This is a genomic window from Streptomyces triculaminicus (genome assembly GCF_017349075.1).
In the GTDB taxonomy this organism is placed as follows: Bacteria; Actinomycetota; Actinomycetes; order Streptomycetales; family Streptomycetaceae; genus Streptomyces; species Streptomyces triculaminicus.
This window is the reverse complement of the sequence record NZ_JAFMOF010000004.1, coordinates 573,627-586,148: the sequence shown is the minus strand read 5'-3', so window position 1 is coordinate 586,148 and position 12,522 is coordinate 573,627. Positions and strand designations below refer to the sequence as shown.

At 72.5% G+C, this 12,522-nt stretch carries 8 protein-coding genes; 2 read left to right on the top strand and 6 right to left on the bottom strand.

The genetic code is table 11. The features are described 5' to 3' along the window. Positions 1-27 precede the first annotated feature (27 nt). From J1792_RS26220 to J1792_RS26195, 6 genes are read right to left on the bottom strand one after another with little or no spacing between them, the layout of a single operon-like run. A complete protein-coding gene (locus J1792_RS26220; RefSeq protein WP_086573571.1) occupies positions 28-588 on the bottom strand; it encodes a flavin reductase family protein in 561 nt (186 codons plus the stop codon). Continuing rightward, the gene (locus tag J1792_RS26215; protein ID WP_207248333.1) at positions 585-1,142 is read right to left on the bottom strand and encodes a hypothetical protein; all 558 of its coding nucleotides are present in this window, start codon (positions 1,140-1,142) and stop codon (positions 585-587) included. The genes J1792_RS26220 and J1792_RS26215 overlap by 4 nt, the downstream gene beginning before the upstream one ends. A 26-nt stretch (positions 1,143-1,168) precedes the next feature. Beyond that, positions 1,169-1,657 carry a type II toxin-antitoxin system RatA family toxin gene (locus J1792_RS26210; RefSeq protein WP_086573572.1) on the bottom strand — a complete coding sequence of 163 codons (489 nt, stop codon included), beginning with the start codon at positions 1,655-1,657 and terminating at the stop codon, positions 1,169-1,171. Positions 1,658-1,659: 2 nt separating this feature from the next. After that, positions 1,660-2,943 (bottom strand): aspartate aminotransferase family protein, encoded by a 1,284-nt coding sequence (locus J1792_RS26205; protein WP_086573574.1) that lies wholly within the window; start codon positions 2,941-2,943, stop codon positions 1,660-1,662. A 55-nt stretch (positions 2,944-2,998) separates the two neighbouring features. After that, entirely contained in the window at positions 2,999-4,138 is a 1,140-nt protein-coding gene (locus tag J1792_RS26200; protein WP_086573575.1) for an acyl-CoA dehydrogenase family protein, read from the bottom strand. Positions 4,139-4,171: 33 nt separating this feature from the next. Beyond that, positions 4,172-5,842, bottom strand: a complete 1,671-nt coding sequence (locus J1792_RS26195) for an aldehyde dehydrogenase family protein (protein ID WP_086573577.1) — start codon at positions 5,840-5,842, stop codon at positions 4,172-4,174. 389 nt (positions 5,843-6,231) lie between these two features. Between J1792_RS26195 and J1792_RS26190 the strand changes: the two genes are divergently transcribed. Next, on the top strand, positions 6,232-6,540 hold the full coding sequence (locus J1792_RS26190) for an acyl carrier protein (protein ID WP_086573578.1): 309 nt from the start codon (positions 6,232-6,234) through the stop codon (positions 6,538-6,540). A 75-nt stretch (positions 6,541-6,615) separates the two neighbouring features. After that, complete coding sequence (locus J1792_RS26185) at positions 6,616-12,420, top strand: type I polyketide synthase (protein WP_207248332.1); 5,805 nt, start codon at positions 6,616-6,618, stop codon at positions 12,418-12,420. The last annotated feature ends 102 nt before the right edge of the window (positions 12,421-12,522 follow it).

Here is a 12,522-nt window from a genome sequence, read left to right as displayed (position 1 = left end):
CTTTCCTTTCCGGTGGGGTTCGCCGCGTCAGGCCGCGGAGGCCGGGCGGAGCGGGCCGGCGAACAGTCCGCCGGCGTAACTGAGCAGGGGGTCGCCGTCATGGACGGCGGTGTGGGTCACCTGGCCGAGCAGCACGTCGTGGTCGCCGACGCGCGGGGTGCCGAAGACCCGGCAGGTGTAGTGCGCCAGCGCGCCGTGGAGCAGCGGCGCACCCGTGTAGGGGTCGGTGCCCTGGGTCAGGCCCGCGAACTGCGGGTCGCCGTCGGGCCGGGCGCTGTCGGCGAACCAGCGGGCGATCCGCTCCTGCGAGGCGTCCAGCACGTTCACGGTGAAGCGGCCCTCGGCGGCCGCCAGTTCGGCGAAGGACGAGCCGGCCCGCAGGCAGGCGCCCAGCAGGAGGGGCTCCCGGGACACCGCCGTGACGGTGCTGACCGTCGTGCCGTGCGGCCGTCCGCGGTGGCTGACGGTGAGCACCGACACCGGCGACGCCAGGTGGGTCAGCGCCCGGCGGTCGCGGCCGCGGGCCCGCGGACCCGCCCCGCCGGCCCGGGGGCCGGACTGGGAGCGGGCCGCGGCGGTGACGGTCACCGGGCCGCCTCCTGCCGGGGACGGGCCGTGGCCGCCCCGGCGGCGGACGCCTTCGCGCCCGGGATGTGCCCGACCGGCACCGGGTCGGTCGCGTGACCGACCGGCTTGGGGTGCGGCAGGCCCAGGTCGTCCAGCAGCCGCAGATAGCCGCTCTGGCGCACGGGCTCGAAGGGCAGCGCGAAGGACTTCATGAAGTTCCCGAACAGCGCGCGGTCGCCGAAGAGATGGAAGGGCAGTACCATCAGCGCCCATTCCGGTCCGATCAGCCAGCACCACAGCGCCGCGACCGCGGCCTGGGTGATGAGGCTGTGCATCACGTTGTAGAGCACGTAATACGTCTTGGCGATCGGCCGGCCGCCGCTGCGTTTGAAGGCGATGGCCCCCGGGATGTAGCCGATGAGATCGATGTAGAGGAACAACCCGATCGCGGGAAGCCAGCGGATCTCGTCGTAGTGCGCGATGAGAAGACCGGTCGCCACGACGAAACCGACGAGGTATTCCGCGCGGTGCAGTTGGTAGGTCTTCGGTGTTTCAAAGGGATTTGCCTGGTCCACGACGGCTCCTCGGCGAAGAAGGGTGGTCAGGCCGCGACGTCGCCGGGTCGGGCGATGTCCATGTCGTCCGCCCCGGTGAATTCGGTGCCGGGGAACAGCCCGGCCACGGACCAGGCGACGGTCTCCTTGATGACCCGCTCCGCGATGGGGTCGAGGATGCCCTCGAGGCTGGGGATGCCGAAGTCGAAGTCGGCCGTGAAGTGCAGCGTGACGTCGTCGCCGTCCTGGGACAGGTCCCAGACGCCGGTGAAGCTGTCGAAGTCGCCGTCGCTCTGCTCGAAGCGGATCTCCAGCTCGTCCCGCAGGAAGTGGTCCTCCTCGGTCCAGCTCAGCAGCCCGCTGCGGAAGTGCAGTTCCCAGCTGGAACTGCAGTCCTTCTCGGGGAGGGTGGCGTGCACCGTGGTGGCCCGCACGTGCGGGGCCAGCTCGGGGAACCGCTCCCACTTCATGATCTCGTCGAAGACCGCTTCGGCCCGCTGGGAGGGCACCCGGGCGTCGAGTTCCACGTGTCGCATGATCAGTTACCGCCTTCCGGCATCTTGGCCGAGTGCCGCACGAGGTCGCGGGTGGCCTTGTCGAACGCATTGAGCAGGAATTGCACATCGGTCTCGGTGAGGATGGCGGGCGGGGTGAACCGCACCACCGAGCTGCCGTTCATGGAGTGGTTGGCGACCACGCCGTGGTTGAACAGCTCGATCAGCAGCTCGCCGGCCAGTCCGGCCTCGACGAGCTCCACGCCGATGAGCAGGCCCTGGCCGCGGACGTCCACGACCAGGTCGGGAATGTTCTTCTGGGCGATCTTGGCGATCCTCGGCAGCAGCCGCTCGCCGAGGTCCCGGCCCCGGGGGATCAGGTTCTCCTCCTGGACCGCCTGGATGGCGCCCTGCACGGCGGCCATCAGCAGCGGCTGGCCGGAGAAGGTGGCCGTGTGGACGTAGGGGTCCTTGTCGAAGGGCCGGAAGGCCTTGCGGGTGGCGACCGCCGCCGAGACGGGGAGCACGCCGCCGCCGAGGGCCTTGCCCGCCAGCAGGACGTCCGGCACCACGCCCTCGATGTCGGCGCCCCACCACTCGCCCAGCCGGCCGAAGCCGGTCTGGATCTCGTCGAGGATGAGGAAGCCGTCGAACTCGCGGACCGCCTCCTCCACCTGCTTGAGGTAGCCCTTGGGCGGGATGATCACGCCGCCCTCGCCCTGCACCGGCTCGAGGATGACGCACACCTCGCCCGGGTGGGCGGCGAGCTCGGCCCGCAGCGCGTCGATGTCGCCGAAGGGGATGTGCAGGAAGTCGGGGACCAGCGGGCGGAAGGGCTTCTGGTAGACCTCCTTCGCGGTGGCCGACAGGGCGCCCAGCGTCTTGCCGTGGTAGCCGCCGTACATGGAGACGGTCCGCTTGCGGCCGCCCGCCCGCGCCAGCTTCAGGCCGGTCTCGACCGCCTCGGCGCCCGAGAGGGCGAAGTGCACCCGGTCCAGGCCGGGCGGCATCACCGACACCAGGGCCTCCGCGGCGCGGGCCGCGGTCGGCTCCAGCAGGATGCGGGTGGCGGTGGGGTGGGTGGTCAGCTGGCGCAGCACATGGTCCATGACGATCGGGTGGCGGGCGCCCATGGTGAAGACGCCGTACCCGCCGGTGTTGAGGAAGCGCTCGCCGTCGCTGGTCGTCAGCCAGCTGCCGGAGGACTCGACCTCCATGTGGCTGCCGAACAGTTCGGCCAGGGTGGCCCGGCCCTTGCTGAGGTGCGCCCGGTAGAGGCCGAGGATCTGCTCCTCGGTGTCGATCCGGGCGTGTTGCATCACGGTCATGGGTGAATCACTCCAGGGGAACGCGCAGTTCGCGCGGGTGAGGGATGACGCCGGTTCAGGCCAGCTCGAGCGGTTCGCCGCCGAAGTACCGCAGCAGCGGCTCCGCCGCAGCCCCCCGGCCCGGGGGGTGGAAGGCGAGCGGGCGGACCGAGGCGGCCTGCCGGGCGTGGTCGGAGGAGCGGATGAAGTCCATGCCGCCCAGCAGCTCCAGGGCCTGGTCGGTGGTCCGGCTGAGGGCGTCCTGCAGGGCGTACCGCGCGACCAGGACACCGGAGACGGCGGCCTCGCCGGACAGCCCGTCGCGCACGGCCCGGGCCGCGCCCTCGAGCAGCGCGAAGGACGATTCGCAGGTGATGGCGAGCGAGGCCCGCTCGGACACCGCGCCCCGCTCGCGCTCGAGCACCCGCTCGACGAGGCCGGCGGCGGCGCCGGCGTAGCCGGACGAGATCAGCATCTCGAACCAGATGAACCCGGCGGTCTGCAGGTCGTCCAGCCGGTCCGGGTCGTCGGCGGACGTGCGCACGATCAGGTCCTCGGGGACGAAGACCTCCTCCAGGCGCACCTCCTCGCTCTCCGCCGCGGCCAGCAGCTCGTTGCCCCAGAAGGGGTGCACGGACAGCCCGGCCGAGGTGGAGGGCACCAGGGCCAGCGCCAGCTCGGGCTCGCCGTCGGCGCCGGGGACCGAGATGCTCGCGGTGAGCAGGTCCATGGACGCCGCCAGGCTGCACGGCTTCTTGGAGCCCGAGAGGACGTAGCCGCCCTCCACCGGACGCGCGGTCACCGACGGCGCGAGGATGTTCTGCTGGGTGCGGCCCTCGGCCCAGCCGGACGCCATGAGCAGCTGCTCGGGCACCACGCGCTGGAGCAGGTCCAGCTGGGCGGCGTTGAGCCGGCCCTTGTCGGCGGCGAGCGCGTAGAGCATGGCCGCGGTGAAGTGGTGCATGGTCACGGCGGCGGCCAGCGAGGGGGACACCGCGCCGATCGCGCGCTGCACCAGCACGGCCTCCAGCGGGTCGGCGCCGAGGCCGCCGTACTCGGTGGGGACCAGCAGGCCCACGCCGCCGTGCTCGCGGAACAGGTCGATCCCGGGGCCGCCGGGCCGCTCCCGCTCCGCGTAGGGGATCTCCAGCAGGGCCTTGATCAGGCCGGGGTGGTGGCGCTCGCAGACGGCGCGAGCTTCATCGAGGGAACGCACGAGTGATCTCCGGTCTTCGCAGGGCTGACGGGTTCAGGAACCGAACACGGCCTCGCGCGGACTGACGTCCCGGGCGATGCTGACGCCCTGCACATGCGAGGTCTTGAGGATGGGGTAGTTCGCCTCGCCGAAGGCGCCGCCGGTCATACCGGTGCCGCCGTGGCTCGGCAGGTACGGCAGGAAGCCGATGTGCGAGTCGTTGACCTTCAGCAGACCGCCGTTGACCACCCGCGCCACGAAGGTGTCGATGACCTCGTCGGAGGTGGTCCACAGCGAGTTGCGCAGCCCGTACTCGTTGCTGTTGACGAAGTGCAGGAACCGCTCCAGCAGCTCCTCGTCGGAGCCCGGCTCGGCCACGATGATCGGGATCAGCGGGAAGAAGGTCTCCTGGCGGACCATGTCGTACGTGCGCGCGCCTTCCATCCCGTCGACCCGCACCACGGTGGGCTCGAGGAAGACGCCCGTCTCCGACGGGGTGCCGTCGAGCTCGGTGCGCCGGCCGCCGGTGATGATCTGCCCGCCGTTGCCCACGGCCTGCTCGAGCAGGGCGAAGAACCGCTCGCTGCGCCGCACCGGCGACAGCAGCACGTCCTCGTCCTCCGGGTAGCCCGGGCGTACGGTCTTGACCTGCTCCTTGACCTCGGCGATGAGCGCCTCGGCCACGTCCGGGTGGGCCAGGACGTAGTTGGGGACCATGCAGATCTGGCCCGAGCCGTAGAAGGCCTCGGTGATGGCCTCGGCCGTCTTCTTCACGTCGGCGTCGGACCACACGACGATGCCGTCGTTGCCCGCGAGCTCCAGGATGGGCTTCTTGCCGTTGGCGACGCAGGCCTGCTCGAAGCGCAGTCCCTGCTCGCTGCCGCCGATGTAGAAGATGTCGTCGATCAGGGGGCTGGTGATCCAGCGGTCCAGGGTCTGCTTGGGGTTGCCGCACACCGCGTTGAGGGTGCCGGCGGGGGCGCCGAGCTCCTCGAGCAGCGGGGCCACCACGTCGCGCAGCAGCCACATGGTGCTCAGCGCGATGCTGCGCGGGGCGCGGACGACGACGGCGTTGCCGGCCATCAGGGCCAGCACGGCCAGGGCGGCGCTCGGCAGCGGCGCGTTCTGCGGGGGGTTGAAGCCGACGACGCCGTCGGGCTGGCGGCGTACGATCAGCCGCCGGCCGCCGTGCTGGAACTCGGTGTGCATCTGCTGCCGGTACCAGCCGAGGCTCTCCTCGCTGTAGATCTGCAGCAGGCAGCTGAGCTCCCAGCGGGCGAGCTTGACCGGGTGGGCCTCGGCCACCAGCATCTCCAGGAACTCGTCCTCGCGGCGCAGGAGTTCCTCGCGGAAGCGGGTGCCCAGGGTCATCCGGCGGTCCAGGGGAACGGCCGCCCAGACCGGCGCCGCGGCGGCCGCGGCCTCGGACGCCTGGTCGATGGCGGCGTCGCCGGCGATGGCGCAGCGGCCCACCACGTACGGGTGGCCGGCGGCCTCGGAGTCGGGGTCCTTCTCCAGGGCCCGCTTGAGGCTGACGCTGGTGAACACGTCCTCCAGCAGCGACCGGCCGCTGACGGTGTACACCCAGTCGTCGCCCTCGACGTCCTTGCCGCCGATGTAGAGCGGATAACTGCGGAATGTGGTGTCGCGTTCGCCTTCGGCGCCCTTGGCGGCAGGGGCGGCGTTCGTGGCCGCGGCCGTCCCCGCCAATTCATCGAGAAACATTCTCAGGCCTTTCCGATTCGGTCCAGTCGGTCCCGTCGCCCGTCCGATGCGTGTGTGCGTGTGCATGGAACGAAAAAATCTTCGGAATCCGTCGCATGGCTTTGCGGTCTTCGCCTGTTCACCGGGTCAGCGGTTTCCGTCCGAAGCGATGCGATCGTGACAAGTCCGCCTGACCCGTCACTGACACCGGACTGATTTCGGGCGGCTTCCGGCGCCGATCAGTGGCTTGTCAGCGTGCGGTCAGCCGCTACCGGCAGCGTGTGACCGCTCTCGGCGAAGGACCGTGTCCGGTGGTCGCAGGCTTTTCGTTTTCCGAGGCAATCGCCGTACGCAGCACGGTCGTCGCCCCACCGTCCACGCCCTTCCACCACAGCCACGAGGGATCTTCGATGACACAGTCCACCGGCACCCTTTCCCCGCTCGCAGACCTGCCCGCCACCGAAGTCGCCGAGGCCGTCGAGGCGCTCGTCGTCGAGGAGGTCAAGCGCGCCCTGCTCATGGGTGACGAGGATCTGCCGCTCGACAGCAACTTCTTCGAACTCGGGCTCACCTCGCTGCGTCTGATGAACATCAGACGCGGCCTCGAGGAACGGCTTGTTCTCGACATCGACACCACCGTGCTGTTCAACAGCCCCACCATCGAGCAGTTGGTCGACCACCTGACCGGCCGGCTCACCGCCGGGCAGCAGGCCCGGTAGTCACCCTTCCCGGTCCGCCCCCGCCGGGCCGACGCAGCCGCCCCCACCACCAAGGGACACCAAGGAGAAGCGGACATGCCGCGCCAGTCCTCAGAAAACGACCAGCAGCCGCACACCGTCCCCGTGGCGGACCGGGACCAGGGCAGCGCCGGCCAGGCGCTCCCGGACAGGTACGAGCCCATCGCCATCGTCGGCGTCGGCCTGCGCTTCCCCGGAGGCAGCGAATCCCTCGACGAGTTCGACGCCTTCCTGCGCGAGGGCCGCTCCGGGATCGGCCCCCTCCCGCAGGACCGCTGGGATGCCGAGGCCTTCACCCCCAAGGACATCCACGACCCCACCGAGAAGGGGAAGATCCGCACCACCGGAGGCGGATTCCTGGACGGCGTCGACCTCTTCGACGCGGGCTTCTTCAACATCTCGCCCAAGGAAGCGCAGTACCTGGACCCCCAGCAGCGGCTGCTGATGGAGACGGCCTGGCAGGCGCTCGAGCACGCGGGCATCGACCCCACCCCGCTGCGCCGCGGCAACGGAGGCGTGTACATCGGGGCCAGCTCCATCGACTACGCCCTCGAGATCGACTCCCTGCCGTACGAGGAGCTGGACGGTCACCTGGCGTCCGGCATCACGATGTTCCCGCTGTCGGGGCGGCTGTCGTACTTCCTGGGCTGGCGCGGCCCCAGCATGAGCGTCGACACCGCCTGCTCGTCCTCGCTGGTGGCCCTGCACGCGGCCGTGCAGGGGCTGCGCGGCGGGGAGACCGACATCGCCCTGTGCGGCGGCATCAACGTGCTGCACAGCCCGCGCATCCCGGTGATGTTCAGCCACGCGAACATGCTCGCCCCCGACGGGCAGTGCAAGACCTTCGACGAGGCCGCCGACGGCTACGCCCGGGCGGAGGGCTGCGGAGTCCTGGTGCTCAAGAGGCTCTCGGACGCGGTACGGGACGGCGACAACGTCCTGGCCTCGATCCGGGGCACCGCCGTCGGCCAGGACGGCGACAGCGTCGGGCTGACCGTGCCCAACGGCGCCGCGCAGGAGATCGTCATCCGCAACGCCCTGGCCGCGGCCCGGCTCGAGCCCGGGGACATCCAGTACGTGGAGGCGCACGGCACGGGCACCCCGCTCGGCGATCCCATCGAACTGGGCGGCATCAACAACGTCTTCGCCCGCTCGCACACCAAGGACGACCCGCTGCTGGTGGGTTCGGCGAAGACCAACCTGGGCCACATGGAGCCGGCGTCCGGCCTGGTCGGCGTGATCAAGGCCGTGCTGCAGATACGCTCCGCCACGATCTACCCCCACCTCAACCTCACCAACCCCTCCGGCCGCATCCCGTGGGACGTCTACCCGGTGCGGATCCCCACCGCGTGCGAGCCCTGGAAGGCGCCCGTCCGCCGAGCCGTGGTCAACAGCTTCGGCTTCGCGGGAACCATCGGCGCCGTGGTGCTCGAGCAGCCCCCCGCCCCGGTCCCGGCGCCCGGCGGTCCGAGCGGCGGCGTGCGGATGTTCACCGTCTCCGCCAAGAGCGCCGCCGCCCTGCGCGGCCAGCTCGAGAACTACCGGCGACTGATCGACGAGCGGCCGGACATCGACCTCGACCGGCTGTGCCACTCGGCCAACGTGACCCGTGCCCACTTCTCCCACCGTGTCGCCGGCCCCGTGGCCGACCACGCGGACCTGGTGAAGCTGCTGGACACGGCGCTGGCCCGGGAGGACCTGCAGGGCCCCTCCGGCATCCGGAAGATCGCCTTCATGTTCGGCGGCCAGGGCTCGCAGTACCTGGGCATGGGCGCGGACCTCTACGAACGGCACGAGGTCTTCCGGGACGCCGTCGACGCGTGCGAAGAGCTCTTCGCACCGCACCTGGACGTCTCCGTGCGCGACCTCGTCCTGGGCACGGCCACCGACCCGGACCTCATCCACCGCACCCGCTACACCCAGCCCGCGCTGTTCACCGTGGAGTACGCGCTGGCCCGCCTGTGGATGTCGTGGGGCGTACGCCCCAACGTCCTGATCGGGCACAGCATCGGCGAGGTCGTGGCCGCCACCGTGGCCGGCCTGTTCACGCTCCCCGACGCGGTCACCCTGGTCGCCGCGCGCGGCCGGCTGATGCAGTCGGTCACCACGGCCGGCGGCATGGCCGCCGTGAGCGCCCCCGCCGACCAGGTGACCCCCCTGCTCGCCGACCACCCGGACCTGGCCCTCGCCGCCGTCAACGCCCCCGACCAGTGCGTGATCTCGGGCGCCACGGCGGCGCTGGAGGAGGTCGTCGCCCGGCTGCGCGAGGACGGCACCCGCGTGGACCTCCTCGACGTCTCCCACGCCTTCCACTCCCCGCTGATGGCCGAGGTCTTCGACGACTTCCGGCAGGCCGTCGCGGGCATCACCTTCCACCAGCCCACCCTGACCCTGGTCTCCAACGTCACCGGCAAGGTGGCCCGCCTGGCGGAGATCGGCACCCCCGAGTACTGGGTGCGCCACATCGGCGAGCCGGTGCTGTTCATGGAGGGCATCCGGGCGGTGGCCAAGCGCGGCCGGCACGTCTTCGTCGAGATCGGCCCCTCCACCGCGCTGACCGCGCTGGGCCGGCGCTGCCTGGAGGCCGACGAGCACCTGTGGCTGTCCAGCCTGCGCCGCCGCGAGCCGGGCGCCGGGACGATCTGGCGCTCGCTCGCCGAGTTCTACACCGCCGGCCTCACGGTCTCCTGGTCCGGCGTCCACGCCGGCCGCACCCTGCCCCGGCTGGACCTGCCCACCTACGCCTTCCAGCGCAAGCGCTACTGGCTCCCGGTGGCCACGAAGCGACGGGGCTCCGGCCCCGGCGGGCCCGCCCGCCACGTGCTGCTGGGCACCGAGATCCCGGCGGCCGAGGGCCGCCCGGAGGGACAGCGGGAGTTCACCGCCGAGTTCGCGCGCGAGGACCTGGGCGCGCTCGGCCGCTACCGCGCCGCGGGCGAGACGGTGCTGCCCGCATCCGCCCACGTCGACCTGCTGCTGGCGCTGCAGGACGCGGTCCACGGGCACACCCGCGGAGCCATCGACGACCTGCGGGTGCACGAGCCGCTGCCGCTGCCCGACGAGGGCGTCGTCCGTGTGGTCACCCGGCTGCGGCCGGCGGCCGGCGGCCGTGCCGAGGCCGAGGTGGTCAGCGTCCACGAGGGCCGCGAGCGCCGGCACGTCACGGCCGTGCTCGCCGACGGGCCCGGCGCCGACGGAGCCGGGAGCGCCCTGCGGGACGCCCTGGACGACGCCGGCGAGGCCGTCGAGACCACCGGGGCCGAGGACGTCTACACCGACCTCGACGCGGTCGGCCGCGAGACGGGGGAGGGGCTGCGACGGCTGACCCGGGTGGCGGTCCACCCCGGCGGCCTGGTCGTCGGCGAGCTCACCGGCCGGGACGCCACCGCCGTCGAACACCTGCCGGGCGAGCTGCTGGAGAGCGCCCTGCACGCGATCGTCGCACTCGACGCCGAGGGCCCGGTGTTCGACTTCCGGGCGGCCGCGAGCGTCCGCCTGTTCAAGAAGCCGCGCGGCACCCGGCTGCGGGTCCTGGCCAAGGTCGTCACCCCCGCCGAGGGCCGGCGGCGGATCGCCGACGTCCTGCTGCTGGAGGGCGACGCGCCGGTCGCCGAACTGCTCGGCGTCGAGCTGGCCCGCCCCGACGGCGAGGGGCGCGACCGGCAGTTCCAGCACCGCCTGCGCTGGGTGCGGCAGTCCGCCCCCGCCCGTACGCCCGCCGGCTCCCGGCACGTGCTGGTGCTGCAGGCGGACCCGGGACGGCTGGCGCAGCTCGAACGGCAGGCCGCCCGGAACGACATCCGGATGACGTTCGTGGTGGACCCCGACGCCCTCGCCGGGGCGCTCGAGGACTCCTCGGTCACCGACGTCTGCTGGTTCTGGAGCCCGGAGCGGACACCCATGTCGGCCGACCGGCTGCGCGCCGAGTGCGAGCGCAACTACCGGCACCTGCTCAAGGCGGTGGCCGTGCTCGACGGCGCCGGACTGCGGCGCCCCCCGCGGCTGTGGCTCGTCACCGAGCGGGCGCAGGGCCTGCCCGGCGACCTGCCCGGCACCGGCGAACAGCTCGGCGCCGCGACGCTGTGGGGCTTCGGCCGGGTCCTGCTCACCGAGTACCCGCAGTACCGCGCCACCCTCCTCGACCTGCCCGCCGAGGGCGACCTGTTCCCCTTCGCGTCCCTGCTCGACGAGTGGCGGGCGCAGACCGGCGACGAGTACCAGGTGGCCTACCGCGGCGGCCGCCGCCACGTCCGCCGGCTGCTGGCCGGGGACACCACCGTGCCCCACACCGGCGGCTTCGAGTTCCGGGTCCCCGACAGCGGCGACCTGGCGGACCTCATGCCGGTGCCCGCCGTGGACCGGGCGCCCGAAGGCGACGAGATCCAGGTCCGCGTCGACGCGGTCACCCTCACGCCCGACGACGCCCGGATCGCACGGGAGGGCGGGCCCGCACGGGACGGCGCCGCCGCGCCCGTCCTGGGCACCTCCGGCTACGGCACCGTCGTCGCGGCCGGCGAGTCGGCCGCGTACGCCCCGGGCGACCGCGTGCTCGTCCACGGCGACGGCGTCCTGCGCTCCACGGTGACCGTGCCCTCCGACGACGCCCGGCCCGTCACGGACATCCCCGCGGCCCAGGAGATGTACGGCCCCGACGAGATCGACGAGGCGCTGCGCGCCGTCGACGAGGGACCGGCCTCGGCCACCGCCCTGGTCGGCGTCGCGGCCGAGACGGCCGACCCCGCGTGGACCGACAACGGCGCCAAGACCCCGCCCCGGCTGACCATCAGGCCGGACCGCACCTACGTCGTCACCGGCGGCTTCGGTGGGCTCGGCCTGGTCACCGCCCAGAAGCTGGTGGACCTCGGCGCCCGGCACATCGCCCTGCTCAGTCGGCGGGCCAGGCCCACCGACGAGGCGGCGAGCCTGCTGGCCTCCCTCGGCGAGCGAGCCGAGATCAAGGTCATCCGGGTCGACGTGGGACGCGCCGAGGACGTCCGGCGGATGACCGCCGAACTCCTGGACTGCCCGGCCCCGGTCGGCGGCATCGTGCACGCCGCGGGCGAGATCGGCAAGGCGTTGATCGCCGAGATGGACTGGGCGGCCATGGAGGAGCAGCTGACCGCCAAGGTCTACGGAGGCTGGCTGCTGCACGAGGCCGGACGGCACTTCCCCGAGCTCGAGTTCTTCGTCTCCTACTCCTCCATCGCCGCCGTCCTGGGCGGCGCCACCCAGGGGCACTACGCCGCGGCGAGCGCCTACCTCGACGCCCTGGCCGACTGGCGGGGCCGGCAGGGACTGCCCGGACTGTCGGTCAACTGGGGCGCCTGGGCGCGGGTCGGGATGTCCGCGCGGCTGGAGGACCACCTCAGCCAGGAGATCGAGCGCAGCGGCATCCGCTTCTTCTCGCCCGCCCGCGCGCTGCGCACGCTGGCCGGCCTGCTGGGCCGGCCCGTCACCCAGCGGGTGGTGGGCGAGTTCGACTGGGACACCTACGTCGCCAACACGCCCGTCACGGACGCCCTGTACTCCCGGCTCGCCCGCCGGGACGCGGCGGCCACCCCCGGCGGCCTGGACCTGGGCGAACTGCTGGCCCGCCCCACGGCCGAGCGCAGGGCCGTGATCGGCTCGGTGGTGGCCACGGAGGTCGCGGCCGTCCTGCACCTCGACGGGGCCGACGAGCTCGAGCCCACCGCGGAGTTCGTCTCCCTGGGACTGGACTCGCTGATGGCGCAGACGGTGAAGTCCGCGCTGGAGAAGACCTTCGGTCTGACCCTGCCGGCCTCGCTCACCTTCGACCACCCCAGCGTCCGGCAGCTCACCGAGCACCTCGACGGCCTGCTGGTGTCCGACCCGGTCGCCTGACGGCCGGCCCCCTCCCGGAAGGGCGCGCCACCGCGCCCTTCCGGGACACGCACCCCACGCACCCTCCCCAACGACAGGTCCGGACCACGAGCGTGGCCCGGA

What these genes read in the sequence shown, in the direction of transcription:
- J1792_RS26185 (WP_207248332.1), top strand. Translation starts at nt 6,616, where the DNA reads ATGCCGCGCCAGTCCTCAGAAAACGACCAGCAGCCGCACACCGTCCCC.
- J1792_RS26205 (WP_086573574.1), bottom strand. Translation starts at nt 2,943, where the DNA reads ATGACCGTGATGCAACACGCCCGGATCGACACCGAGGAGCAGATCCTC.
- J1792_RS26195 (WP_086573577.1), bottom strand. Translation starts at nt 5,842, where the DNA reads ATGTTTCTCGATGAATTGGCGGGGACGGCCGCGGCCACGAACGCCGCC.
- J1792_RS26190 (WP_086573578.1), top strand. Translation starts at nt 6,232, where the DNA reads ATGACACAGTCCACCGGCACCCTTTCCCCGCTCGCAGACCTGCCCGCC.
- J1792_RS26210 (WP_086573572.1), bottom strand. Translation starts at nt 1,657, where the DNA reads ATGCGACACGTGGAACTCGACGCCCGGGTGCCCTCCCAGCGGGCCGAA.